Source organism: Rhizobium sp. SRDI969 (genome assembly GCF_025152725.1).
Taxonomy (GTDB): domain Bacteria; phylum Pseudomonadota; class Alphaproteobacteria; order Rhizobiales; family Rhizobiaceae; genus Rhizobium; species Rhizobium leguminosarum_I.
On the sequence record NZ_CP104036.1, the window covers coordinates 157,367 to 183,910 of the forward strand.

Annotated in this window: 23 protein-coding genes and 1 pseudogene; 8 read left to right on the plus strand and 16 right to left on the minus strand. The window is 58.2% G+C overall.

Features of this window, described 5'->3' with window-relative positions:
• Positions 1-5: 5 nt before the first annotated feature.
• On the minus strand, positions 6-827 hold the full coding sequence (gene panB / locus N2A41_RS24920) for a 3-methyl-2-oxobutanoate hydroxymethyltransferase (protein ID WP_260111348.1): 822 nt from the start codon (positions 825-827) through the stop codon (positions 6-8).
• Positions 824-1,734, minus strand: a pseudogene (gene panC / locus N2A41_RS24925) (pantoate--beta-alanine ligase). The gene panB and the pseudogene panC overlap by 4 nt, the downstream one beginning before the upstream one ends.
• Before the next feature lie 506 nt (positions 1,735-2,240).
• On the opposite strand from panC, the gene N2A41_RS24930 reads away from it, so the two are divergent.
• From N2A41_RS24930 to N2A41_RS24950, 5 genes are all read left to right on the plus strand, one after another.
• Positions 2,241-3,389 (plus strand): HlyD family secretion protein, encoded by a 1,149-nt coding sequence (locus N2A41_RS24930; RefSeq protein ID WP_260111349.1) that lies wholly within the window; start codon positions 2,241-2,243, stop codon positions 3,387-3,389.
• Positions 3,382-4,911 carry an MFS transporter gene (locus N2A41_RS24935; RefSeq protein WP_260111350.1) on the plus strand — a complete coding sequence of 510 codons (1,530 nt, stop codon included), beginning with the start codon at positions 3,382-3,384 and terminating at the stop codon, positions 4,909-4,911. The genes N2A41_RS24930 and N2A41_RS24935 overlap by 8 nt, the downstream gene beginning before the upstream one ends.
• Positions 4,912-5,105: 194 nt before the next feature.
• Positions 5,106-6,050 (plus strand): aldo/keto reductase, encoded by a 945-nt coding sequence (locus tag N2A41_RS24940; RefSeq protein WP_260111351.1) that lies wholly within the window; start codon positions 5,106-5,108, stop codon positions 6,048-6,050.
• Between the two features lie 184 nt (positions 6,051-6,234).
• Complete coding sequence (locus tag N2A41_RS24945) at positions 6,235-6,768, plus strand: TetR/AcrR family transcriptional regulator (protein ID WP_260059629.1); 534 nt, start codon at positions 6,235-6,237, stop codon at positions 6,766-6,768.
• Positions 6,769-7,044: 276 nt separating this feature from the next.
• Positions 7,045-7,518, plus strand: coding sequence for a ProQ/FinO family protein (locus N2A41_RS24950; protein ID WP_260111352.1), 474 nt, complete (start codon positions 7,045-7,047; stop codon positions 7,516-7,518).
• A gap of 171 nt (positions 7,519-7,689) precedes the next feature.
• Here the strand turns inward: N2A41_RS24950 and N2A41_RS24955 are convergent, their stop codons facing one another.
• The 6 genes from N2A41_RS24955 to N2A41_RS24980 form a co-directional block, all read right to left on the minus strand.
• A complete protein-coding gene (locus N2A41_RS24955) occupies positions 7,690-8,751 on the minus strand; it encodes an ABC transporter ATP-binding protein (RefSeq protein ID WP_017967753.1) in 1,062 nt (353 codons plus the stop codon).
• Between the two features lie 22 nt (positions 8,752-8,773).
• Complete coding sequence (locus N2A41_RS24960) at positions 8,774-9,628, minus strand: sugar phosphate isomerase/epimerase family protein (RefSeq protein ID WP_260111353.1); 855 nt, start codon at positions 9,626-9,628, stop codon at positions 8,774-8,776.
• Positions 9,629-9,693: 65 nt separating this feature from the next.
• Positions 9,694-10,932 carry an ROK family transcriptional regulator gene (locus N2A41_RS24965; protein ID WP_026154528.1) on the minus strand — a complete coding sequence of 413 codons (1,239 nt, stop codon included), beginning with the start codon at positions 10,930-10,932 and terminating at the stop codon, positions 9,694-9,696.
• Positions 10,933-10,970: 38 nt separating this feature from the next.
• A complete protein-coding gene (locus N2A41_RS24970; RefSeq protein WP_012755199.1) occupies positions 10,971-11,813 on the minus strand; it encodes a carbohydrate ABC transporter permease in 843 nt (280 codons plus the stop codon).
• Complete coding sequence (locus tag N2A41_RS24975) at positions 11,810-12,739, minus strand: carbohydrate ABC transporter permease (protein WP_162115877.1); 930 nt, start codon at positions 12,737-12,739, stop codon at positions 11,810-11,812. Before N2A41_RS24975 ends, N2A41_RS24970 begins: the two co-directional genes overlap by 4 nt.
• 170 nt (positions 12,740-12,909) lie before the next feature.
• Complete coding sequence (locus N2A41_RS24980; RefSeq protein WP_162115876.1) at positions 12,910-14,208, minus strand: ABC transporter substrate-binding protein; 1,299 nt, start codon at positions 14,206-14,208, stop codon at positions 12,910-12,912.
• A gap of 366 nt (positions 14,209-14,574) precedes the next feature.
• Between N2A41_RS24980 and N2A41_RS24985 the strand changes: the two genes are divergently transcribed.
• Positions 14,575-15,621: a Gfo/Idh/MocA family protein gene (locus N2A41_RS24985; RefSeq protein WP_170255533.1), complete on the plus strand. Its 1,047-nt coding sequence runs from the start codon at positions 14,575-14,577 to the stop codon at positions 15,619-15,621.
• 8 nt (positions 15,622-15,629) lie between these two features.
• On the opposite strand, the gene N2A41_RS24990 is transcribed toward N2A41_RS24985, so the two are convergent.
• The gene (locus N2A41_RS24990) at positions 15,630-16,769 is read right to left on the minus strand and encodes an ROK family transcriptional regulator (RefSeq protein ID WP_170255534.1); all 1,140 of its coding nucleotides are present in this window, start codon (positions 16,767-16,769) and stop codon (positions 15,630-15,632) included.
• A 145-nt stretch (positions 16,770-16,914) separates the two neighbouring features.
• Here N2A41_RS24990 and N2A41_RS24995 point away from each other — a divergent pair, with 145 nt between their 5' ends.
• On the plus strand, positions 16,915-17,457 hold the full coding sequence (locus tag N2A41_RS24995; protein WP_260111354.1) for a hypothetical protein: 543 nt from the start codon (positions 16,915-16,917) through the stop codon (positions 17,455-17,457).
• Between the two features lie 65 nt (positions 17,458-17,522).
• On the opposite strand, the gene N2A41_RS25000 is transcribed toward N2A41_RS24995, so the two are convergent.
• The 7 genes from N2A41_RS25000 to N2A41_RS25030 all read right to left on the minus strand — a co-directional run bounded on the left by N2A41_RS25000 (position 17,523) and on the right by N2A41_RS25030 (position 25,336).
• Positions 17,523-17,705, minus strand: coding sequence for a hypothetical protein (locus tag N2A41_RS25000; protein WP_246725894.1), 183 nt, complete (start codon positions 17,703-17,705; stop codon positions 17,523-17,525).
• Positions 17,706-17,867: 162 nt separating this feature from the next.
• Complete coding sequence (locus tag N2A41_RS25005) at positions 17,868-19,577, minus strand: glycoside hydrolase family 32 protein (protein ID WP_260111355.1); 1,710 nt, start codon at positions 19,575-19,577, stop codon at positions 17,868-17,870.
• A 42-nt stretch (positions 19,578-19,619) separates the two neighbouring features.
• Entirely contained in the window at positions 19,620-21,005 is a 1,386-nt protein-coding gene (locus tag N2A41_RS25010; protein ID WP_260111356.1) for a NosD domain-containing protein, read from the minus strand.
• 141 nt (positions 21,006-21,146) lie between these two features.
• Positions 21,147-22,289, minus strand: a complete 1,143-nt coding sequence (locus N2A41_RS25015; protein ID WP_260111357.1) for an ABC transporter ATP-binding protein — start codon at positions 22,287-22,289, stop codon at positions 21,147-21,149.
• A gap of 13 nt (positions 22,290-22,302) precedes the next feature.
• Positions 22,303-23,139, minus strand: coding sequence for a carbohydrate ABC transporter permease (locus tag N2A41_RS25020; protein WP_260111358.1), 837 nt, complete (start codon positions 23,137-23,139; stop codon positions 22,303-22,305).
• The gene (locus N2A41_RS25025) at positions 23,132-24,013 is read right to left on the minus strand and encodes a carbohydrate ABC transporter permease (RefSeq protein WP_260111359.1); all 882 of its coding nucleotides are present in this window, start codon (positions 24,011-24,013) and stop codon (positions 23,132-23,134) included. The genes N2A41_RS25020 and N2A41_RS25025 overlap by 8 nt, the downstream gene beginning before the upstream one ends.
• A gap of 63 nt (positions 24,014-24,076) precedes the next feature.
• Positions 24,077-25,336 (minus strand): ABC transporter substrate-binding protein, encoded by a 1,260-nt coding sequence (locus N2A41_RS25030; protein WP_170255540.1) that lies wholly within the window; start codon positions 25,334-25,336, stop codon positions 24,077-24,079.
• Between the two features lie 170 nt (positions 25,337-25,506).
• Here N2A41_RS25030 and N2A41_RS25035 point away from each other — a divergent pair, with 170 nt between their 5' ends.
• A complete protein-coding gene (locus tag N2A41_RS25035) occupies positions 25,507-26,526 on the plus strand; it encodes a LacI family DNA-binding transcriptional regulator (RefSeq protein WP_260111360.1) in 1,020 nt (339 codons plus the stop codon).
• The last annotated feature ends 18 nt before the right edge of the window (positions 26,527-26,544 follow it).

Genomic DNA, 26,544 nt, shown 5'->3' on the forward strand with positions numbered 1-26,544 from the left:
TCGCGTCAGGATCGCCGCTTGAAGGTGTGCTCCGCTGCCGGAAACTGTCGCGATCGGACCTCTTCGGCATAAGCCGCGGCGGCGGCCGAGATCCTTTTGCCGAGTTCGTCGTAGCGCTTGACGAAGCGCGGGGTGAAATCGTTGAAAAGACCCAGAATGTCGTCGGAAACCAGAATCTGACCGTCGCAGGCGGAAGAAGCGCCGATACCGATGGTCGGAACGTGCATGGCGGCCGTCACCTCGCGGGCGAGCGGCTCCACCGTGCCCTCGATTACGACGGCAAAGGCTCCTGAGCCGCCAATCGCGTGCGCATCGCGGCGGATCTTCGACGTCTCGTGTTCGGAATGGCCGACGGACCGATAACCGCCTGCGGTTTGGACCTGCTGTGGCATAAGGCCGATATGGCCCATAACCGGAATCCCCCGCTTGGTCAGAAAGGCGATGGTCTCGGCCATCTCCTCGCCGCCCTCCAGCTTGACGGCATCGCAGCCGGTTTCCTGCAGGACGCGGACAGCGTTGCGGAAGGCGATCTCCTTGGATTCTTGATAACTTCCGAACGGCATGTCGACGACGATGCAGGCCTTGCCGACGCCGCGCATCACCGCCTTGCCGTGCGCGATCATCATGTCGAGTGTGACGCCGATGGTGCTTTCCATCCCATAGAGCACCATGCCGAGCGAATCCCCGACCAGCAGAAGGTCGCAATGCTCATCGAGCAGCCGCGCCATGGGCGTCGTATAGGCGGTCAGGCAGACGATCGGCTTGCCGCCCTTCATGGCTGAAATGCGCGCTGGCGTAAGGCGCTTCTGAATTCCTGCCGCGCTCATCTGGTCACTCCCTTTCCCGGCAGGCCTCGCCCGCCGACAACCCTGTTGTTCCCGATCATCGGTTGTCACCAACGACCCTGTTGTCGAGAAGCCTCGTCGAGCCGACCCGAACGAAGAGCGCCACGACGACAGGGTCTGTGATCGACGTGACCTTCTGCAGCGTTGAGGCATCCCTGACGGCGACGACCTCGGGCTTTGCCAGAGGCTCGCGACTAAGAAACGCCGTGAGCTTTGCCTCGAGTTCCACCGGATCGGCAAGGCCGCCGGCCACCAGACGCTCGGCCTCGTCGAGGGTCTGGGGGACGATCGCCGCGGCACGCCGCTCGACCTCGCTGAGATAGACGTTGCGCGAGGACAATGCGAGGCCATCGCTATCCCTGACCGTTGGCACGGATATCACGCGCACCGGCACGGCGAGATCCTCTACCATGCGCTTGATGATAACGACCTGCTGGTAATCCTTCTCTCCGAAATAGGCGGTCTGCGGCTGCACGATGTTGAACAGCTTGCAGACGACCGTGGTAACGCCGCCAAAATGCCCAGGCCGGACCGCTCCTTCGAGTTCGCGCCCGAGATCGGGAACGTCGACGACAGCAAGCATCGGGTGCGGATACATGTCCTCGACGCCAGGTGAAAAAAGGAAATTGACGCCGGCCTGTCTCAGCATGGCGGCATCGCGTTCCAGGTCGCGCGGATATTTGCTGAGATCTTCCGTCGGACCGAACTGCAGCGGATTGACGAAAATTGACACGACGACGATGTCGTTTTCGGCGCGAGCGCGCGCGACCAGCTCCATATGACCGGCATGGAGATAGCCCATGGTCGGAACAAGGCCGACGGTTCGCCCCTGCCGCCTCAGCGCGTCGAGCGTGTGGCGCAGCTCGTCAATGCTCGAGAAAACCCGCATATATCCTCCCCGGCTGGTCACTCCATCTTGGGCGCGGATATGAAGTGTAATCGATGCGGCAGGTCAATGCATATTTCTCGATAAAAACGATTAGACGCATCGGCGGCTGACCTTTTTGCGGAATAGAACGAGGCTGCCCTCCAGCACGACACCTAAGTACAATTTCCGCTCCGCTCTCGCGGGGCTAGCGTCCCAAATGGACGCAAGGTCGAGTGACACGGTTCATTTTCTCATTAACACCGGCGCAAGACGGGTTGACTGTTCACGGGCTTGATAAAACGATACGTAGCGTTTATATGAAGCCAGGTTTCTCGCTCGAAGTGACACGCGGTCCCAAGCGAAGGAATGGCGATGGGGCAGTCAACTATCAGATCGAGTCACCTGTGGGCCGTGAAGCCCGAGCGGCAGGATGGCTTGGTAGCTGTCGGCGGAGAAAGCCGGTTGTTAAAAAACGGACCGTCCTGCGAGCGGATGAAAAGATGTCGTGGTCGCGAAAGAAGAACAAAATGGATGAAAGATCTGGAATCAATGTCACTGCCCTAGTGGCCGCGCCTCAGGTAGAGGTCGTCGCGCCTGGACACTCCTTTGCGCCGCCAGTCTTGGCATCTGCGGGGTCACTCATTGTCCCAGTGTCGGCAATCGTCATAGCCCTTGCAGCCGTCGTTGCGGCCGGGGCAAATTGGGATTGGTGGGTTGCAAGACGTGCGGTGCAGTCCACCGAGGACGCTGCAGTTTACGCGGACATATCCTCAATCAGCGCTCGCGTCAGCGGCACCATCGACTTGGTCTCGATCGATGACTATTCCCATGTCAAGGCTGGAGACCTCCTGTTCTCGATTGATCCCAGGCCGTACGAAGTTGCTCTCCGCGCCTCGAAGGCGAAGCTGGATGCAGCTCAGGCGCAGCTTGGGGACAACGACACCCAGCGCTCGTTCCAGCTTACCCAGATCGATGTCGCACTTGCACAGCAGGAGGCCGCGAAGGCGGATGAGATCCAGGCGAGCAAGGAACTAGAACGACAGACACGTCTTGGTATCGACGGCAGGGCAAGCTCGATCCAGACCCTCGAAAAGGCCACTGCGGCGCGCGGGCGTGCATTGGCGAGTTCGAAAACGGCGCGAGCCACAGTCGTTGCCCAACAAGTCAAGCTTGACGTGCTGTCGAAGCAGCGTGAGGTCCTTGAGGCCAATGTCGACACTGCTGCTGCGGATGTCGCCGCGCGTGAGCTTGAGTTGAGCTACGCGAATGTGCGCGCACCCGTCGATGGCGTGGTCGCCAAACGAAACGCGCAACGTGGAAATTATGTCAGCGCCGGCACAAGCCTGATCTCAATCGTTCCGCTCCCTCAGGTGTATATCCTTGCGAATTATAAGGAAAACCAATTGGGAATGGTCCGGGAAGGACAAGCGGTCGACATATCGGTCGATCTATTGCCCGGGGCAAAGCTGCATGGGACGGTTTCGAGAATTTCGCCCGCAAGCGGATCGACATTCGCGCTGCTGCCATCCGACAACGCGACCGGCAACTTCACGAAGGTCGCTCAACGCCTGACGGTTCGGATCGAACTCGACCCGAACCAGCCGAACTTTGACCGCCTCCGCCCTGGTATGTCGGTTATAACCCATATCTCCACGAAGGCCGACCATCATGTCTAGGATGAATCATCCGAACGACCTGCAACGCCAAGGATTCGTCGCGGTCGCTTTGCTCATGGCGTCCATATTAACTGCCTTTGACATACGTTCAGTAGGCACTGGTTTGCCGGACCTGCGAGGCGCTTTTGGCTTGACCTTTGACGAGGGGGCGTGGCTTGGCACCTTCGCCACCGCTCCACAGATTCTGGCTGCTCCGAGCGTCGGATGGTTGATCGCGGTCTTTGGGGTTAAAAGAGTAATGATCGCGCCGACCATCTTTTATTCCGCAATTTCGTTACTCATACCATTCTCCAGCAACTTCGAAATGCTGGCCGCACTGCACGCCTTAAGAGCGGTTTTGCTCGGCCTGTTCGTCGGCGCGACGCTCATGACGGCTTTTCGAAACATCGACCGAAAATTCTGGATTTTCGCACTGGCATTTTACGTTTTGAGAATCCCATTCGCGCAAAATCTCGGCTTGTATGCGGCCGGAAGCTATACGCAGACGATAGGGTGGCAGTGGCTGTACTGGCAGGGCGCAGTTGTCGGCCCCCTGATTGGCATCCTCTTCTGGTACGGCGGCAAGCCGACGCCGGTCGACCGTGTGCTCCTCAATCGAGCCGACTGGGGTGGAATGGCTATTTTTGGCGTGGCTCTTACGACCCTCTACGTTGCTTTGGACCAAGGCAATCGATTGGACTGGTTTCAATCCGGCTTCATCATCTCGCTGCTTCTCGCCACGGCGTTTCTCGCGTGCATCTTCCTGTGGCACGAGGCTCGCGTACAGTATCCCTGGGCGCACATCTCGATCCTGTTCGCAAGAAACATCGCTCTGGGTTTCGCCGCTATTGGCTGCTTTATGACGGCGAGTCTCGGAAGTTCTCTGTTGGAGCCGAGCTTCTTGATTGCGGTGGCACATTTGCGACCGGAACAAATTGGTGACTTTGCCGCACCTTATGCAATTCTCCTTCTGGCCGGCGCAACTATCGCTGCGGTCGCCCTTGTCCAGACGGTCAAGCAGCGTGCCACGTTGATGATCGGGTTCATCTGCTTCGCTCTATCGGCGTGGCTTGGCACGCAGTTGACCAGCTTGTGGTCGCTGCCGGAGTTCCGGCTGATCGTCATCCTTCAGACGTTCGGTGAAGAAACCGTATTTCTGGCCGCGGTCGCGACGTTGTTCAGCAATGTAAATCCAGCGAGGGCGATATCGCTCACCGCATATGTACAGGTCATGCGATTAATCTGCTCGGAAACTGTCACGACGACGATGAACACCTGGATACGGCAGCGGGAGCAACTGCACTCATATCTTATCGGCTCGCATGTCACGGGTGCGACGCCCGGGTGGAATACGACATTGACGCAACTTGGTTCAGGTTCGGCGGGGCGGGGTGTCGGCGTGCTGGCGGGCTTGGTGCAAAGGGAGGCGAGCGCCCAAGCCTACATTGATGGTTTTTGGATCACCTTTGCGGCCGCGATTGCGGGGCTGGTTGTCGTCTCGCTTATGGCGCCATCCCCCTCTCATCCGCTGACGACACGATAAACGATCCCGCGCCGCCGTATTGGGGTCGCGATTGTCCGTGCATTAGGGAAGTGTCGTCGACGACCAGTCGGTTGCTTTCTTCACGAAGAAGGCGGCGCATGTGCAGCCGTCGTTCGGCATTCAGACGCCAGGAAGCGTTCGCGCTCAATCATCATCCACTCTAAATCAAGGGACTTAACATGGAACCCGCTCATATGCTCCGCTACAAAAGAATTCCCCTCTCCGACGGCGCGACCTCGATTCCGGCATTGGGTTTCGGTACGCTGATTCCCGATCCTGCCGCCACCAAACGTGCCGTTGCCGCAGCGCTTGAAGCTGGGTTCCGGCATCTCGATTGCGCGGAACGATATGGCAATGAAGACGCAGTCGGAGAGGCGATGCGCGACGCCCTCGCCGCTGGCACTGTCCGGCGCGAAGATGTATTTGTCACGACCAAGCTCTGGAATACCAATCACCGTCCAGAGCGGGTGCTTGCTGCATTTCAGGCGAGCCTCCGACGTCTTCAGGTCGATTATGTCGACTGTTATCTCATCCACACCCCTTTCGCGTTTCAACCCGGCGACGAGAATGATCCAAGGGACGAACACGGCGAGGTCATTTACGATTCAGGAGTGAGTCTAATCGACACCTGGCGCGCACTTGAGGCGCTTGTGGACAGTGGCAGGTGCAGGTCCATCGGCCTGTCGGATGTTACGCTGGAAAAGTTGAAGGACATTGTCGCGGTTGCGCGGATCAAGCCGGCCGTGGTGCAAGTGGAGTCGCATCCGTACCTGCCGGAATGGGAGTTGCTTGACTTTTGTCGAGAGCACGGGATCGTCCTGCTGGCCTTTGCGGCTCTCGGGCATGGCATGGAGCCCAATCTGCTCGAAGATCCGGTCATTAAGGCAATAGCTCATCGCGTCAATAAGACGCCGGCGCAGGTTGCGCTGGCCTGGGCAGTGCAGCGCGGCACTGCCTTCCTCACCACCTCGGTCACATCCAGCCGGACCAGGGAGAATTTTGACCTTTCCGCATTGCCGGAAGACGCGATGCAGCAGATCCGAGATGGCATAAAGACGAACATCCGCTTCAACGGAGTCGTCGAAACTGGAGTCCCGGGTTTCATTCCTCGGGCCGGTCCAACTCAAGGCAGTCAGTGAGCGGGAGTTTGGCGAGATTTCCGAAACGCTCCTGAGGCGTCCGCCATAGGTTCTTCCGCATTGCCTGTTGATCGGTGACATCGACTTGGGCTACGCCTGAATAATGATCACGACCCCAAATGCTGTCTCGGCAAGAAAACGAACCTCTATCGGATCGCGTCGCAATCCGGAGGCGGAGGCCGCAGTGCTGGCAGCCGCGAGGGAACTCATCTCTGAGAAGGGTTACGCGGGATTTTCTGTCGAAGAAGTCGCGCGAAGAGCTGGAGCGGGAAAGACCACCATTTACAGATGGTACCCCACGAAGGCAGATCTCTTTATCGCGATCTATACGATGGAACGATCGACTTTTGTGACGGTGCCCGACGTCGGGAACTTGGTCGAAGAGCTGGTGCAGTACACGACGAGTCTGTGGCGTTTCTGGTCCTCCCACCCGGCCGGAGCTGCATTGAAGGGATTGATCGCGGAGGCACAAGGCACCGAAGAGGCGTTGGGAGCACTGCGCGACAAGTTCCTTCCGGACCGCACTGCCGACGTGAGGCATATATTGACCAGTGGCGCGGCCCGCGGCGAAATATGCCTCGAGGAGGTCGATGACAAGGTCTCGCTTTGGGTGGGGTTTAGCTGGTTTAAACTTTTGATCGGCGAACTTCATGACGAAGACGCAATTGGGCCTGTCATGATGCAGATCTCGGGTGTCCCACGACACGTTCAGTCCTGAGCGTCGTGCCACCGCCAGCCTTGTCCGGCCTGGCCGAGATTTATGGCCGAACACGGTGAAATTGTCCGTTTTTTCAGGTCAAGGACTGATCCCAGCAGAGATTGGTTTGCTGCATTCGGTTCCTCGCGAGGAGTCGTTTGGGGGTTGAATTCCTATAGGCTCTCATGTCGCATCCCACCGGCTTGCAGTGGAAACGACGATGTGCGACTTCCGTTGCTCGCCCTGCCGTCAAGAAACCATCACAGTCGGCCGTTATGGACGTTATATGGAGGACGCATGGACAAGCCCTGGAAGATCAGCCGCGGACCGATTGCGGCAACCGAGCTCGACGTGGAGAAGGCAAACGCGATCAATGTGCTGTTGATCCGGCCGGTCGGCGTCCTTCCGGCCAAGGCGGGAGATCCGGTCCTTCCTTTTGCCGTCGGCCTTTTCAACGAACTCCGCCCGCTCCTGAAGCCCGATGCCGGTGTCACCACGCTCAGGCGAGCGACCGCGGCCTATGTCCACTGCCGGCGCTATTATTTCGCCAGCGCCCAGCCCGATTCCATGCGCCATAGTCTTGACGGCGAACCCGTCGAACCGCTGTCGTCCGAAGACCGGCTGGTTGCGCAAAAGCGCTTCCTGAGCCTCAAGCAGGCCGCCGGTAAGACAGACGCGCCTGAGCAGACAGCACCGGTTCCCGCTCCCCTGTTGAGCAAAAGCGAACAGATCCGCGCAGCCCTCCTCGGCAAAAGGAACGCCGCCAGCTAGAGCAGGATGACATCAGCGTCTCATATCCGGCTTGCCGTCATTGCGGGTTCTGGGTCATGCGACCGTTATTCACAAGGGCGACGTAGTTGCTCTCTGAGCTTGGCCGCATCGGGGGCGCGGAAAACGCGCCCCCGGCTGGCGCCGACCGAAGGGGAGGGGCAATCGGCCGGGTCAGTTCAACGGCGCTTCGCCTGATGTGATCCGTTGCTCGTTTCCGGCAAACAGGTGAACCGCATCATGGATTGGCGCAATCCTCAGCACCTCGCCGGGGGCGGCCCTGATCCGTTCCCTGAAGACGCAGGTCAGCGTCTGCGTTCCTAGCCGGACGATGACGAGCGTTTCCGAACCCGTCGGCTCGACGACCACCGTCGTGACCTCGATGCCGCCTGGGTCCAACCGGATATGTTCGGGGCGAATGCCGTAGGTCACGGCTTCAGGCGCACGCCGCTCACTCGGCAGGAGCAGGCCGTCGGCGGTTCGAAACCCCTCTTCCCTCATGTTGCCATTGATGAAATTCATCGCCGGGGAGCCGATGAAGCCGGCGACGAAAAGGTTGTTCGGACGATCGTACAGTTCAAGCGGAGAGCCCGACTGCTCGATCAGGCCGTCCTTCATAACGACGATCTTGTCGGCCATGGTCATGGCTTCGATCTGGTCGTGGGTGACATAGATGGTCGTCGTCTGCAGCCGTTGATGCAATTCCTTGATCTCCGAGCGCATCTGCACCCTGAGCTTGGCATCGAGGTTAGACAGGGGCTCGTCGAACAGGAAGACGGCCGGGTCGCGCACGATCGCCCGCCCCATCGCCACACGCTGCCTCTGGCCGCCCGACAGTTGCTTGGGGTATCTCTCCAGGAGACTTTCGAGGCCGAGGATCTTCGCGGCGTTGCCGACCCGCTGATCGATCTCCGTCCTCGGCATCCGTTTCAGCCGCAGCGAAAAGCCCATGTTCTTGGCAACGGTCATATGCGGGTAGAGCGCATAATTCTGGAACACCATGGCGATATCCCGGTCCTTGGGCGCAAGCTCGTTGACGATATGCTTGCCGATCTGGATCTGCCCCGAGGTGATGCCCTCGAGGCCCGCGATCATTCTCAAAAGCGTGGATTTACCGCAGCCCGAGGGACCGACCAGAACGACGAACTCGCCGTCGCCGATATCGACCGAGACGCCTTTTATGGCTTTGAACGCGCCGTAATCCTTGCGAGCATTGTTGACCGAAACATGGGCCATTACCGTCCTCCCGAAATTGCCATCAAAGTCCGCTCAGGACATTTCTCAAATAATCAAGGCCGAGGCGCTCGCCGTCTTTCCGCGCGGCTAAGTCCTTGCCCGGCCAGCCATAGGCGGCATCCTCATGTTCGATCGACAGCGTGCCGTCGAAGCCAGCCCTGCTGGCCTGGCGCAGAAACCTCGGCCAATCGATGAGGCCGAGCCCGGGCAGCTTGTATTGCCACCAGCCCTTGTCGTGATAGCCGATTGCCTGCAGCCTCTCCGGATCGATTGCCGTGTCCTTGGCATGAAGGATGGCGATGCGATCTTTCACCGCCTCCATCGCCTGATAGGGATCGACGCCGATGCGAATGAGGTGGGAGGGATCGAATTCCAGCCCGAAACGAGGATCCCTGATCCGCTGAAAAAGCTCCTGCCATCCTTTGGGTGTCGTTCCGATGAAATTGTCCTTCGGACCCGGCCAGTTCTCGATTGCGAAGGTGAGGCCATACGGTTGTGTCTTCGCGATCAGGCCGTTGGCGAAATCGGCGAAGTCATCATAATTGGCTTCGTCGCTGGCGGTGTCGTCCCGGCCCGGGAAGATCACGAAGATCGGGACGCCCGCTTGCCCGATCGCGCTCGCAAATTCGGCGGTCGTCTCGCGAAGTGCCGTTCGTTTTCCCCGGTCAGCATCGAGCTGATTGCCGAAATAGGTAATCGACGACACGAAGAGGTTGCGGCTGCGCGCCAGTGCTACGGCGGCCTCCACCCGATCGGGCGTCTTGATATGGCCGCCGACGTCGATTTCGATGGCGTCGAACCCGGCCGACGCGGCGAAATCCACCACCTCCTCCAGCGGGCGATCGTTGAATGTCGATGTGTAAAAGCCGATCTTCACCAAAATCCTCCCATCTTCACCAAAATCCGTTCTTCACCAAAATCCGCGGGCCTTGCCGCCCGTTCTCAACTGTTCAGACGATCCATGTTCTTCAGTGGCGAACGTGTGCGTTGCGCAGGGTCTGCCGATGCGAGCATCAAGGCCGCTGCCATCGGCATGACCGCCGCCCCCATGGCAGAGGCATCCTCTCCGAGCGAGGCGCGATGAAGCGAGGGAAGGTTGGGGTCCTCGGCATCGAGATGCTCGTGCACATAGCGCAGCAACTCGTCGACGATGCGGATCGGCAATCGGCCGCCGACAAGGACGGCGTCGGGGTCGACGACCATGCCGATATGCTTGACGGCGACTGCCAGATGCGCGCTCATTTCCTTCAGCCACTGCGACACGAGGCGCCTGCCATGCGCATCCAGCGTCAGGAGATCGTGGGGAACACTCACTTCGACGCCGTGTTTCGCGAGGAAATCATAGAGGAAGAACAGCGAGAATATCTCGCCGAGAAGCTGGACCTTATGGGCCTTCCCGTCACCGCCGTCGGCAATCGGCAGCCAGCCAATTTCGCCGCTGAGGCCCATGGCGCCACGATGACCGTTGCCGTCGAGCACGAGGCCGCCGCCGGGGCATGGATTGATGGCGATGTAGAAGAAGCTGCTACTTTCAGCACCCAGTCCGTAATCGAGTTCGGCAAGGGCTGCGGCATTGGCTTCGTTCTCGATGAAGACAGGATGCGGCGTCAGGTTCTCCAATGCGGCGCGCACATCGAATGCCGTCCATTCCTGATAGGCCTCGGGCTTGCCGAGGAGCGAAATCTCGCCAAGCCAATCCGGCATCGCCAGACCGATACCGGCAAGGCGCGCGTCGTCGATGAGCCGGCTGCGCTGGAAATGCGAAATCGCGTCGGCTGTGAGCTGCAGGAATTCCGCCGGCAGGATGAAACGTTTCTCATGATGAACACGGGCGCGGACATTGCCGACGGCATCGACGGCCAGGATCGTCAGATGGTCGCGATCGATGTTGATGCCGATGGCAAAGCAGGCATCCGGATTGATTTCGAGTTCGATCGCCGGCTGGCCTCTCAACCCGTGCCGCCGGCGGGCTTCCATGATCAGCCCCTCGTCCAGCAGTCGATCGACGATCCGGGCGATTGCCGGTTTGGTAAAACCCGTCCGCCTGGCGATTTCGGCGCGCGAAATCGGCGCCTGGCGATGAATGCAGCGCAGCACGACGGCCCTGTTGTGCTCACCTGCATCTTCGACATTGGCGCCGGTCAGATCCGGGGACAGCCTGGCGCCGAGTGTCTGGTTCATGCTCGAAATCCTTCCTTGCGCATAGCCTAAACCGCTCGTCATCCCTTGACCGCGCCGCTGGTCATCGCACCGAGGATCAGCCGTTGGAGCGACAGGAAGGCGACGATCGCCGGAACGACCGCGATCAGGCAGGCGGCGGCAAGCAGTTGGATGGAGGAGTCGGTTTGCATGCCGCGGAAGTTAAAGATCCCGACGCCGATCGGCATCAGATCATTTTTCGTGAGCAACAGAAAAGGCACCAGAAATTGCGACCAGCCGGCAATCACCGTGATGATGAAGACGGAGGCTATGCCCGGCGCCGATAATGGCAGAATGATGCGCCAGAAGACCGAAAATCGATTGCAGCCGTCGATCATGGCCGCTTCGTCGAGGCTGCGCGGGATGCCGTCGACCGAACTCTTCAGAAGCCAGGTCGCCAGCGGAACGCCAAGCGCGATATACACCATGACGACGGCAAAATGCGTATCCAGTAGCCCCAGACGGTTCATGTAGCGGTAAAGCGGCACCATGATCACAAGTGGCGAGATCATCTGGAAAAGCAGCAGCCCCATCATCGACAGGCCCTTGCCCCGGAATTGAAAGCGGGAAAAAGCGTATGCGGCGGGCAGAGCGACGATCAGGACGCCCAGCCCGCTAAGGGCGGCAAGCTTGAGGCCGTTCCAGAGATAGATCGGAAAGTAGCTGTTGTTCAAAACGGTGATGAAATTGTCGATGGTCGGATTGTTCGGAATATATCGCGCCGCGCCGCGATAGATCTCGCGCTTGTCACGCATTGCCATCGACAGGAGATAGGTGAGGGGGCCGGCGAAGAACACGAACATTACCAGCATGAAAAGATAGCTCATGGCATCGCCGAGCCGCGTTCCGGTCCGTCCGTTCATTGCTCTTCCTCCTTCGGCAGGAACGACGCATAGATGAAGGCCAGCCCGAGGCTGATGATCAGCATGAGAACGGAGAGCACGCTGCCGCCGGACAGGTCGTAGTTTCTAAAGACGATATTGAAGACGTAGAGTGAGATGACCTCGGTCGCGCGCCCCGGACCGCCGCCCGTCAGCGTGATGATCGCATCGAAGGTATTCACCGTCTGGATCGTAATGAGGATCATGTTGACGAGGATTGCCGCGCGCAGCTGCGGAAGCGTGACGAAGAAAAACTGCTGCGATGCCGTCGCGCCGTCGACCTCGGCGGCTTCATAGAGTGAGGGATCGATCGACTTCAGCGCCGCATACATGACGACCATCGAAAATGCCGTGCCGCGCCATATGTTGGAGATGAGGGTCGACCACGGCGCAATAGCAGGGTCCGAGAGCCAGGCGACCGTCGGCATGTGCATCAATCTTAGAATGCTGTTCAACGCACCATAAGGCGCTTCGGAAAAGAGCATCTGCCAGATGATACCGCCGGCGATTCCGGGGACCACCCACGCAACTAGCGCCGTTGTCCTCAAAATGGTGGTGCCGAACAGCCCACGCTTCTCACCGCGGATAACCACGACGGCGACTGCAAGGCCTAAAATCTGCTGACCGATGACGCTGCCGCCGACAAAGATCAAGGTTGCCCATAATATGTCTGGCAGCTGCGGCGAGCTCAACGCATTAGTGATCGACCCCAGCGTATAATCCTGATTGTCGCCGATCAGCGTGGCATTGGTGAATGAAAGCCTGAAAACGTCGATGACGGGGTAAAGGTAGAAGATGCCGATGACGATGATCACGGGCATGATCCAGGGCAGCGGCGCACCGGCGAAACGGCGCATGAACGATCTGCTTTGAGGCGGGCTGTCAACCTCGATGGCAATGGGGCTCATTAAGCTTCTCTGTCCGGGTTGGCTCGCGCATCGGCCCGAAATCGGAATCGATTTTCGGAAAGCACGATGCGTAGATTCAACGTGTTCCAGCGTCCTTTTGCGCGTGAAAAGGCGCGCGACGCTGTAGGTCGACGGCGCCTAGCGGGCAGGCGCCGTCACAGTCGGAAACACTAGAGACGCTTGTAAGCCTCCAGCGCCGCGTTAAAGGCGGCATTCAAGGCGTCTTCCGGCTTTTTGGTCCCGGAGAGAACGTCGCCCATCATGATCTGGATCTGGTTGGAGATTTCAGGATAGATCGGCACACCCGGGCGCGCCTGTCCGTCAACCAGAGCCTTGGCGAAGGTCTTGTTGGCTTCGGTGGAGAAGACCTCATATTTGTCGAACAGTGATTTCCTGGTCGGCAACTGCTGCTGCAGCGCGTTTGCCGGCCCCATATAGACCTCGCGTGCGAGGTTGGCGCACATCTCGACCTTGTCCTTGTCCTTGCTGAAGGAGGCGATCGTCCAGCCGCCGGTGCCGGTCGAACGCTGATCGGCGGTAGGGCCGGGAATCGGCGAGAAGGTCCATTTGTTGAACTCGTCCTCGTCGAGCGTGGCCTTCAGCTGCGCATATTGCCAGTTGCCGCCGATGAAGAGCGCCGTCGTCGCCGCTGCGGCCGCAGCATTCATATCGTCGTAGTTCGCGATCGTGCTGACGCGTTTGGGCGCGGCACCCGAATCGACGAGATCCTTGAAATAGTTCAGCGCCTTCAGGAATTTCTCCTTGTTTTCGCCTTCGCCGAAGACTGGCTTGCCCGAGTCGTCGACGAGCTTGCCGCCCAGCGCCCAATAATTCGCGAGCCAGTCGAACGTCGTCCCTTCCCAGCGCCCGCCATTGAAGAGAACACCTTCCATGCCTTCCTTGGTGGAGGCGAGCGCGGCCTTTTTCAGGTCGTCCCAGGTCTGCGGCGCATCGGCAACGATCGACTTGTTGCGGTAGAGCACACGAAGGTCCGTATCCCACCACCAGGCGCGGACGGTCTGGTCCTTATCGGTGATGCCGCTGCGAATGAAGGGAAACAGGTCGTCCACTTCCTCCTTCGAAAAATACGGCGTGAAGTCCGCAAGCACATGATTGACCATGAACTGCGAGAGGACGAAGGAGTCGACTGCAGCGCAGTCAGGCGCGTTGCCGGCCTTGGCCTGCTCCAGCATCTTGGCCTGTTCGGTGCCGATGTCCGAGGACATGAATTGCATCTGCAATTTCCAGTCCGGATGCTTCTTGATGAAATCGACGAAGAGCTTCTGGTAGCCCTCGGCGATCGCCGGATCCGAATTGTTGGGACTGTCGTTCGTCAGACGGACGACGAGGGATTTTGGCGCATCGGCAAGGCCGATCCTGTCTTTCGTGGCAAGTTCCTGGGCAAATGAAACGGATGCTGAAAACAACATAGTGCTCAGCGCAAATGCGCTGACGGTGGCGCTCTTCATGATGGGTCTCCTCCCCATTTGAACGGATACAGCCTGGCGGTCAGTTGACCTCTCCTCATTTCCGTGCTGCATTAATTAGATTAAGTTACTTTGATTTGATGTCAAGCCACAGCTTGGGAGCCAGAACCTGGGAGGTTGAGATGCTGGCGACAATCAACAGCAGCTAGCGCAGAGTTCCGGAAAATCGAGATCGATTTTCGGAAATGATCTGCGTCGTGAAGGTGATGGAGCGTCCCGCGGGACGCGCGGCGCATCCACCGCAATTTTCCTGAAGAAGAGCACGAGGCAATCGCGGATGGCTGCGATGGCGTGAGTGTGGTTTTGCCCGGCGGAGCCGCGGCGGAAGTTAATTCCATGGAGGATAAGATGCGTTTACTCATTCTTGGTACCGGCGGAATGGCCAACCAGCATGCTGCCAACTTCAAGGCGATCGAAGGCGTCAGTGTCGTGGGCGGCGTCGATGTCGTCCCGGAAAGGCTCGCTGCCTTTTGCACCGAACATGGCATCGCCAATCATTTCATGACCCTCGAGGATGCTCTCGCCTGGGGCGAGTTCGACGCAGTGGCGAACGTCACGCCGGACCGCATTCATTACCCGACGACGCTGCAGGCGATTGCAGCCGGCAAGCACGTCTTCTGCGAAAAGCCGCTCGCCACCGATGCCATCAAGGCCATGGAGATGACCGAGGCAATCGAGCGATCGGGCAAGGTCGGCATGGTCAATTTCACCTACCGCAACTCGCCCGCCCTTCAGAAGGGCCGGCAGATGGTGCTCGCCGGCGAAATCGGCGAGATCAGGCACGTCGAGGCGTCTCACCTTCAAAGCTGGCTGGTCGGTCGCCACTGGGGCGACTGGAAGAGCGAGAGCAAATGGCTTTGGCGGCTGAGCAAAAAACATGGATCGAATGGCGCGCTCGGCGACATCGGCATCCACATCGTCGATTTCGCATCCTATGGTTCAGGGCTCGACATCGCCCATGTCTTCGCCCGGCTGAAGACCTTCGACAAGGCACCGGACCATAGGATCGGCGAATATGATCTCGACGCCAACGACAGTTTCACGATGAATGTCGATTTCGCCAATGGCGCAATTGGGACGATCCAGGCGACGCGGACGGCGGCCGGACAGATGGATCAGCTGCGCCTCAGAGTCTATGGCGAAACCGGCTCGATCGAGATGATCTACGATACCGGAAAATCGACGCTACGCGCCTGTCTTGGAGAGGACGTGCACACGGCGACCTGGCGCGACGTCCCCTTCGATCCGGTCGAGACGAACTATCAGCGTTTCGTCCAGGCCGTGCGGGCGGGCAGGACCCAGGAACCCTCGTTCCGGCGGGCGGCCAATATCCAGAAAGTCCTGGACCGGGCGCTGGCCTCCGATCTCAGCCACGCCGATGAAGCGCTCGCCTGACCCGGCCATCAGGCCGAAGCCGGCGGCAGCAGCAAAGTGTTGAGGAAGGGCAGGAGTGCTGCACCGAGCGCAACGCCGCCGCCGCTGAAGCTCGCGGGTTTCATCGGCGAAATCCAGGGGGTCAGCAATGGTCTCGTCGAGGTGTCGCGCCGCTCGATCGAAAGCTGATGGATCAGCGCTTCGATCACGCTCTGCGGCAGGTCGCTGCCGATCATGACAACGCTCGGGGCGAGAAAACCGGCCATGGCGATGATCGGGTCGAGCAGGTGGCCGGCGGCTTCCCGTATCCATTGCGACAGCGACAGCGAGGAGAATTCCTCCCCTTGCAGTAGGCGGGTGAATGCCTGGTCGCCGATCCGTGATCGCAGCGACTCGAAACCGACCACGGTGTTCAGCTGGACATTGTCTGGACCTGTCAGCATTTCGCCGATGCTGCCTGCCCGGCCATGCACGCCGGAATAGGGAATACCGCGAATGAGAAAGCCGGCCTGAACGTCGTCGTCGATGATGATCATCGCCAGTCCGCCTTCCCTGCCGGAGCTGCCGATCGTGCGCTCCGCGAGAAGGCTCGCCGTGCACTCGTTCTCGACATAGGGACGCGCGATCGTCGAGATCGCGGCGATCTGCTCGCTTTGATCGTCTGTCCAGTCGTTGGCGGCGATGCCGAGCCCGATGATCGGCAGTGCGGCGTGGCGATCGACCATATCCCTGACCGCCGCATGCAGCAGGCCGACTCTATCAGCGAGGTCCAGGCCGAAGTAGACCCGGTCGTGCACCTGGCCACTCAGATCGATGAGCACGGCCTCGCCACGCCTTTGGCGAAGCTTGACGCCGATCGAGAAAGCACCTTCCGGTCGAAGCGCGAATTCCGTGGCGGTTGCGCCACTTCCAATCCCATTGCGGCGGTTTGACGTGACGAGTTTTTCTTCCGCCAGCCGCCGCAGAATATTGGTGATGCCAGGCCCGGTCAGGCCGCAATGCCGGCCAAGCTCCATCCGCGTCAGCGGGCCATGGCGGCGGATGGCTTCCAGGATGACGCGAATATTCCGGTCGGCGATCTCGCCCGACCTCAGACCCACCGTTTTGGCGCGCGGACCGCCCATCTCCTGGGTGTGAAGCCGACGCGGCCCTGACCGAAGATACCGCATGACCGTCTTTCCTAGAGCACTATTCGGTTGTGTATCACGCTTGCAGGTGTTCGTAACGATTTTCCAGTAGATGCTCGTAACGAAGGGCCGCGGCTCTACATAAGGTGTGCTCGGAATTACTTCCGTGGAGAGTTGAATTCAACCGATGACTGATGAACCTTCTACCGCCGCCGACCGCGACCCAAACGCCACCCAGCCAATTATCGTACTGCGAGGGATCGTTAGATACCCCTTCATGTTCCTTGGCGTCATGGCGCTCCTTTTCGTTTACCTCTCACTTATCGCCCTTGGGCAGATCGAAATGAGCAGAGCTACGAGCGGTGTCGGAGAGGGCCTGTTCGCGATCCTGCTCCTCGTCGTCATCGTTTATGTTGCGGTAAAGGCTCGGCAGGTGGACTTCAGAAAGCCCACAATGGTGGTCGGACCCGACGGTATCACTGGTCAAAAGCTGCCGAAGCTCATCCCTTGGTCAATGATCGAACGCGTTGATATCCCTCAAGCCGGGCAGGCGGGATTTATCTACCTGACTGTGCGCAAAGATGCCGATCCGGAGATACTTGAACAGTTGCGCAAGCGTCAGCCTCTTGAAAGGACCGTCGCGATACCGCACAGATGGGTTCCGGGATTCAGTTCAAGCGAAGTCAAGGACATCGTGAATCGCTACTTTGAACGTTCACGACAAAGCTGAAGCGGAATGAATATTTGCTTCCGACGGCTCATCCGCTGATGTCGCTCGTCGAGCAGCCATTGCCTCTAATAGCTGCAAGGATGATCGTTGCCGAATCCATCGCGGCAGGCAGGCCTGAGCGAATAGTCGGCGCCGGTATATCCAACCGAGCCGGTTTGCATCGAGTCATTCGAGCTCGTCGTGCAGGACGATAAGGCAACCACGATGACGGCTGTCGCGGCTGTCAATAATTTGCGGACTTGAAGCATCCCACCCTCCCCAGCGCTGCCTGAAATTTGCGATATCACTGCAATTCTCGGTCACATAGGGCCGACACAGTGATCAGTCTATGATCCATACGCCAGTTTGAAGCGCTCGACGAGCATGAACCAGTGGCGAGCGTTTCATTCAATAACTCATCTCGCGGCAGCTCAATGGCGTTTCGCATATCTTTCCAGCACCCGCGTTGAAGCGGACGATGAGATTTCCAGATAATCTGGGTTGATGTTCGCGTAGCCGCGACGGGTTCCACAGACAGTTCCGTCATCGGCGAAGATCTCGACGATTCCACGGTCATGAAACAGACGAAGCTCCTTTCCGTCGCCAAGCTCCGCCACGTAACGGATCGAGCCGTCGTCCTGGGCGAGCCGGATCGAGAGGATACCGCCTGCGACGCCCACCTCGAATGCAAGTTCGCCGCCCTGCGTCGCAACGACCTTGCTACCTTCCAGGGCGCCGGAAAGGCGGATTTCAATGGGCGCCATCGGTAGCGAGAATTTGCCGCTTTGTTCCTCGACGATAGGGTCAGCGGCAAAGTGATCGTCGACTTCGATCGCCGGCAGCATGCGCAGCCTCTTCCTATCTTCGCTCAATCTCAGAACACGGGGCAGGGACAGCTCCCCTGAATAGGACGAACCCTCAAGCTTGCGGTATTCCCAGTTGAACAGCCAGGCAAAGGCGATCTGGCGCCCTCCCGCTTCGAAACTCTGCATCGCGTAGTAATCGGTGCCGAAATCCAGCAATTGCAGTTCCGGGATGTCTGGCACGAAGCAGTCGTCAATAAACTCGCCGATCAGGGCATAAAGGAGATTGTGGCGCCGTGTTCGTGGCTCGACATGGCCAACAAAACCCATCACCAGAACCCACTTTTCCTCCAGCCGAAAGAAATCCGGGCATTCCACCGCACGCGCGCCCTCCTGGCGGAATTTAACCGGCGCACGGTAGAGCGGCCTGAGATATTGCCAATCGAGGCCATCGCCGGAGCCGAACAACAACACCGCGGGATCGCCTTCAATCGATGCGCCGAGTATCATGCGATAGGCATTGGCTGCGTCGTCCCACCAAACCTTTGGATCGCGGAAATCGTGCTCGACCCCGTCGGGACGCTCTTCCAACACCGTCACAATGCCTTCCGCCTTGATCATCCGCCGATCTGGGCGCGCTATTTTCTGAATTTCCCGATAGCCCTTGAAAAGGTCATAGGCGGGCAGGCGCTCGGTGTAAAAGAACATCAAACTTCCATCTCGATCCCGAAAGGCATTGCCGGAGAATGCGCCTCCTGTGGCGCCGAGACGCCACAGGTTCTGTTCCGGATGCAGAAATACCGGCATATGAAGCCAATTGACCAGATCGCGGCTGGTCGCATGTCCCCAGTGCATCGGTCCCCAATCATTGCCGCCGGGATGGAATTGATAAAAAAGGTGCCATAGCTCGTCGATCTTGCAGAGACCGACCGGGTCGTTCATCCAATGCCGGATTGGCGAGAAATGAAGCACAGGACGATCCGGATCGGACCGAAGCCAATCTTCAATTTCCGCGCCGGTGTGCTGAAGGATCCCTTTTTGCGAGAATTCAAACACCGTTATGCCGGTCTCGTTCACGGTTTGAGGCTGATATCCATAGGCCCACAGAACAGCGTCCGGCGCATTGGTGACAATGGTGACCTCGCAAGCTTCCCTGTGGTGATATTTGAAAAACTCCGGATCGATGGCAAATGACCGAACCTGCCAAACCGTTTTCCCGTCAATGTCGATACGAAAAAAGCCGTCGCCCGCGGCCCAAAATTCCAAGCGGTACCCAGAGGGTAGGAACAGGTTTTGCTGCGTCAACGGGTCATCTTCCCGGTCCATTTGGTTTGCCATGAACACAACTCCGAATCACTGTATTTTTGACCGACGACCTGGCTATGCTCGGTCTAGTGGAAACTCTGCCGACGATTGCCCAAGAACTGGAGTGCCCCTGAAAGCATTCACCGCTCTGTCCATCTCGACCTGTTCGACATTGCCTGAATCCAGAACGGTATTCCGCACCGAACCCCGTTGCACCCGTACTGCCGTTACCTCGAGCGCCTTCAAATTGTCCGTTGAAAGCAACGCGCCCACTTGCGTGGAAAAACAGGCACTGTTTGGTGCATCGTTGATTTGCGACATTTCGGTTGTGGCCACGATGTGATTATTGGCGATGTAGTTGCCGCTGCCGGAAACAACATTGATGATCACAGGCTTTGCGGCGAGAGGCTTGATATATTGAGTATCGATCGTCTCTGAAATGTGGTTGGCGATGACAGAATTGTTGCTGCCATCAATGTGCAAAAGTCCGAACAGGTCATCCAGGCCGTTATCGTACTTCTGCATCGGCGCCCACGGCTCGCGATCACGCAAGAAATGATTTGAGGACACCAGGTTTTCGCAGCAGTTCGCAGCAAAAACCAACATTCCGGGATAGAAGGAATGGAATCTGTTTCCTGTGATCGAGGAACGCACGACGCCGGAAAAATAGACGCTGCTCGCGCCTCGGGGGAAGACGTTGTTTGAAGAGACCAGGATGCCTCCGTAATTTTCAGCGTAGACGGAATGTCCTCTATATCCGGCTCCGACAAAATTATTCGCTATCCTCGAGGCCTGCCCCATACCTTTCAATTCGATACAGTTGCCGCACTCTGCAATGAAATTATTGTCTATCGCCAGGGCATCCGCGTCATGAACAGTCACGCCATGTTCCAGATAGATAAGGCCCATCCCCGTTATTCGGAATGAGTCATTGGCGCTGCCGACATAGATTCCTGTTTTGCCATTCCTGTAGGTATTTTCCGCATCATTCTGCCCCGAACCGTCGTCCATGAAGTGCAGGCCATCGATGCAAAAATCAGCAAACTCCACAGAGCTTATGCGAGGATTGCCGGTGCGCTTGACACAAAACGCGGCTCCGGCAGCCCCGCCGTCGGCGGCGTCCGAAGACATGTCCACACATATGCGACTTCCGCCCGGCCACAATTCGCGCCACTGTGCCAGTTCGTCCGCAGGTGTGTTGAAACGGATGCTCGACGACGTAAAGCCATGTCCCGAGCCGACAATCTTCAGATAGCTCACGTCTATCACCACCTGGGTCACAAGACGATAATCGCCTGGCGGTATATAGATCACTGCTCCAGGCTTTCCGCCGTCATTATGGTCGGGAACCGCTTGCCTGCTTTTAATATCCGCAATGATGCTATTGATGACCGCGCCAATATCCTCATAGGGGTTGCCTACGGGATATCGTGTAACGTCGTAAAAATTGTCACTTGCCATGGTTCATGTCTCCTCGGCCATTTCCTACTCTGCAGCGAGAGTAGACCGATGTTCTTGATTGGCTTGTCGTGCCCAAGCCGCCTGGGAAAATGCGTTCAACCGGCTCTCTTGTTCGAGTTTGGAGCAAGATCCTGCGCACCGTCACCAGATGCTGGTGCGGGTGTCCGGTTCAAAGAAGTGGAGCTCGTCGGCATCGACAGCGATGCGCGCAATGTCGCCAGCGCGGACTGCGCTCTTCGGAGAAAAACGAGCTACAGCAGCCTTTTCGTTGCCGATGTCGACGACGGCGTCCGGGTCGCCGGCATCCACCCGGCTGGCGTCGATATTCAGATGCACCATGGATTCAGAACCTAGCGCCTCGACAAGAGTAACCGGGGCCGAGATCTCGGCCGAAGAGGGCCGGATTGCGGCGTCGTTCATATGCTCGGGCCGGATACCGACAATGACCTGACGGTTGGACGCACCGTTGAGCGAGGGGCGGTCTTCGAAAACCCGGTCGGGGATTTCCAGGCTGTTGCTGCCCAGGGTCAGCGTCCTCCCATTCAGAACGGCCTCGTACAAATTCATCGAGGGCGATCCGATGAAGGCGGCGACAAAGACATTGTCAGGACGATTGTAGAGGTTTTGCGGTGTGTCGACTTGCTGCAGCACGCCGCCCTTCATGACAGCGACGCGGTCGCCCATCGTCATCGCCTCGACCTGGTCGTGGGTCACGTAAATCGTCGTGACATTCAGTTTCCTCTGGAGGCTGGCGATCTCGGCGCGCATCTGCACGCGCAGCTTGGCATCGAGGTTCGACAACGGTTCATCCATCAGGAAGGCTGCTGGTTTGCGGACAATCGCCCGTCCCATGGCGACACGCTGACGCTGACCTCCTGAAAGGAGTGCCGGCCTGCGGTCGAGCAAAGTCGTCAGTTCGAGGATGCGGGCGGCTTCGACTACGCGGCTGGCAATCTCGGTCTTCGGCAGGCCTGCCATCAGCAAGGGAAAGGCAATGTTCTCCCGCACCGTCTTGTGCGGATAGAGCGCATAGGACTGAAAGACCATGGCGATGTCGCGATCCTTGGGATCGACATCGTTGATTAGTCTGTCACCGATCCTGAGTTCACCGCTCGTAATGCTCTCCAGGCCAGCGATCATCCTGAGCGCCGTCGACTTTCCGCATCCTGACGGACCGACAAACACCATGAACTCGCCATCCCTGATGTCGAAGCTCAGATCGTGCAGAGCGTGAAACCTGTTTCCGTAGACCTTGTTGATATTGCGCAACTCTATGCCGGCCATGCCTTTGCCTCCCTCATCCCTTTACAGCGCCGAAAGTCAGGCCGCCGACGATCTGTTTTTGCAATGCGAGCGTTACGATGATGACCGGCAGCGAGTAGAGGACAGCTGCGGCGGTCATCGCCCCCCAGGCAAGCCCATATACCGAATTGTATTCAGCGATGACGATCGGCGCCGTTTTGGTCGCCTCCGACGTCAGCAGCAGCGCGTAGAGGAACTCGTTCCAGCTTGTGATGAAGGTAAAGAGCGCGGTGACCGCTATCCCGCCCGTCATGACCGGAAGCACGATCTTTCGAAACGCCTGGAATCGTGTGCAGCCATCCATGCGCGCCGCTTCTTCGAGCTCCTTCGGTATGCCCTCGAAGAATGCGGACATGAGCAACAGTGCCAGTGGTACCGCGGCCGACGTGTGAGCGAGCACCAGGCCTGGAATGGTATCGAGCAGACCCAGCGACTTCAAAAGCTGGAACAGCGGCACTCCGAGCGCCACGGACGGCACCATGCGCGTCACCAGGGCGAAGAGCAGGAAAATGGTGGTGACCCGGCGCCGGTATTGCGTGGCAACGTAAGCGGCAGGCACGGCCACCGAAAGTGAGAGAACCGTCGTCAACACTGCGACGGTGAGGGAATTGACGAAGGCTCTCGGCAAAATGGAGGATCGCAGCACTTCGCGGAAATTCTCGAACGAGACAACGGCGGGAAAGAAGCTTGGCGGGATCTGCTGGACATCAGCTGCGGGCTTGATGGAGGTCATGAGGAGATAAATGTAAGGCAGTGCGTAGGATAGCACCAATACGAGGGCTGCCGCGTTGATCAGGATTCCCCTGAGATTGAGGCTAGGAGCTCTACGCATGGACCGGCCTCCATATCTTCCAGTAGGCGACCGCCGCCAAGAGCATCATGACGATGAGAAACAATGTGCCGGACGCGGAAGCCTCGCCAAGATCGCCGAACCGAACCATGCGCTGGTAGATGTTCATCGAGAACACTTCAGAAGCGTGATTGGGACCACCCTGCGTCTGTATCCAGATCAGGTCGAATGTCTTTGCAGCATCCACGCCCCGCACGATCACCACGACGGCAATCACCGGCCGCATAAGGGGAAGGGTGACATGCCAAAAGCGCTTGAGCGCATTCGCCCCGTCGATCCGCGCTGCCTCCAGCAGGTCTTTCGGGATGTTCGTCAGCCCGGCATAGGACACAAGGGCGACAAAGGAAGTCGTCAGCCAGATGTCGGCAAAGGAAACGGAATAGATGACAATATCTTCGCTGGACAGCCATGCGATCGCTTCCGGATCGCTTATCAGACCCAAACGAACGAGCCCATAGTTCAGAATGCCGATATTGCCGACGAGCAGAAAGCGCCAGAGTAGACCCGCGACGATGGGTGGAACCATCAACGGCAGAGCGAAAATCGTGCGATGCCACCGCGATTGACCGGCAAGCGCCGAAAAAAGCAGCGCCGCACAGAAGCCGAACGTGAACTCGAAAAACAGAGCGAAGAGCGAATACTGAACGGTCCGCAGAGCGCTTTCGATGACACGTTTCGACGTCAAGGCATCGACGTAGTTCTGCAGCCCGACCCATTCGCGAATATGGGGCGTGATCGTATCGACCTTGAAAAAGGAATCGAAGACCAGGAGCCCCACCGGGTAAGCGACCAGCACGCCGAGGATGGCGACAGCAGGCGCGAGCATGCAAAGTACAAATCGGTCTTCACCCGACATGTCCGTCTCCGAAAGCTAAGGGTGGGGCATATTCTGCCCCACGACGTGGAGGAATGTACGAGGCTAGTTGAGAATGTCCTCGATCGTTTCCTTGGCTTCCGTCAGAACCTCCCCGGTATCCGCCTTGCAGGTGAGTGCCTTCTGGATAGCGGGCAGCACGGCTTCGTCGACGATTTCCTGATATTTTTCGTTGATCGGCCGGCCCTGGGTGGCAGGCGCGCTCAGCGTCTCAAGAAGTGGGGGGAAGTGCTCATAGCCGGCCTTGCCTGAATAGCTGCGATAGGCGGAATTCGTCGCGGCAAGGCCGAGCGGAGCTTCGATGCCCAATGCATTATTGGCAATGGCAAACGAGATGAATTTTTTTGCAGCGTCCTTGTGCTCGGATGTCGAGGGAACGACGTTGTACCAAGGGCCGGGAACAGCTGCGATCCCGGCGTCGCCGGCCAGCATCGGCACCACACCGACCTTGCCGCTGACTTTTGAATCCGGAGGCGTCATCTTGTAGGCGTGCGCCCAGAACTTCATCATGGCTGTTTTGCCCTGGTAGAACAGGTTCTGCGCCTCGCCCCAGCCGATTTCGTTCACGTTTTCAGGAACGGAATGATCAATGCAGTGCGGCGCGATATAGAATTCAAGTGCCTTCTTGTGCGCCTCATTGTCGATAATGACCTGCCCGTCCTTATCGAGGATCACCCCTGGCGAACCAGCCTGCAGCACATGCGCCATCCATTCCTCTGAAAACGTGCCGATGGTGTCGGTGCCCCAGAAGTCGGTCTTTCCATCGCCGTCAGTGTCACGCGTGAAGAATTTCGCGATGTCGCGCCACTGCTGCCAGGTTTTGGGCGGCGCGAGAGGATAGCCATACTTCGCCTGAAAAGCCTCCTTTTCCTCCGCCTTATCAAACAGGTCCTTGCGATAGAACACGATCTCGGCATTGGCCCAGGCAGGCATGCCGATCAGTTTGTCACCGACCTTCGCATCGGCAAGCAAGGAAGGCGGCAGATCCGCACGAACCGCATCGGTGAAAAGAGCCGAAAGATCCTCGACGTGGCTCGCGAATTTCGCATTCCACACGACGTCGATCGTCACGACATCGAACGCGGAAGAACCTGAGGCGATTTCGGCTGAGAACTTGTCGAATACACCCTGATAGGGAACGGTCGTGAAGTTCACCTTGATGCCTGTTTCGGCAGTAAACTTCTCGGCGACCGCCTTCTGCAACATTTCGCCACCACCTTCGACCAAGATATTGATGGTTTCGGCATTGGCAGTGGCGGCCATGAAAACAAGCGCGAGTGCGCTGGCACCAAGCAATTTCTTCATTGATTCCTCCCATTTGGCTCGCTGCACTTGCACTGAGCCCTCCTTCTTGATGCGAAGGTAGTCCTCGTATGACGACGTTGTCAATATGAAATGACGACGTTGTCATAAAAATATGTCGACGTTGTCATTTGTCTGGATTAAAACGAATCCCGACAAGGAGATTGGCGTCCATGGTGAGCATAGTCAGCGTCGCGAAAGTGGCGGGGGTTTCCAACAAAACTGTGTCTCGCGTCATTAACGGCGAACCCTATGTGACCGAGGAAACAAGGGAGAGGGTCGAAAGGGCAATTCGAGACCTCGGATATGTGCCGAATATGGCGGCGCGCCAGATACGCTCAAGTCGCTCCAACACATTTGGTATCATCGCTGACTACGTGTCGACGACGCCTTATTCAGTGGATATCGTTCGCGGGATCCAGGATTGGGCTAATGCTAACGGCAAGACCATTCTGATGGCAAATACCGGCGGCGCGTCCGAACAGGAAATTAAAATTTGGAAAATGTTCCAATCGCACCGCATTGACGGTGTTCTCTATGTAACGATGTACCATCGCATCGTTGACCCCGAAGTCGGCGACGTCGCTATCCCCACAGTCATGATCAACTGCCGACCAAAAACGAGCGAATTGTTGCCGTCGATCGAACCCGATGACTATCAGGGTGCGCGAGATCTGACCCGCTATCTGCTTGAGCGGGGTCATCGAAAGATCGGCTACATCCGGCTCAATCCGATTTTGCTTGGTGCGGAACTGCGCCTCGATGCTTTCCGCAAGACCGCTGGAGGCTTTGGCCTTGCGGACAGTGACCTCACGATCCGCCTTGGAATGGAAGGACCCGTCGGAGCAGAGAAGAACTACGTTTTTGCTGCCGCCACCGAGATGCTTCAACAAAAGGATCGACCGACCGCAATCATGAGCGGCAACGACGAAATGGCGATCCAAATCTATATCGCGGCGATGGCCTTGGGTCTTCGGATTCCCGAGGATGTCAGTATTGTCGGTTTTGACGATTTCCGGACAGTTTCCCTGGCGCTGAGGCCGGAGCTGACCACTGCCGCCTTGCCATATTACGGTCTTGGTCTGCAAGGGGCTGAATTGTTGAATAGCGTGGTGGCGGGAAGCGAAGTTTGCCCGAGCAGTCGAGTTATGTCCTGCAATTTGGTGGAGCGACTTTCGGCGTCCTCCTTGTAATCTGACCTCATGCGCGAG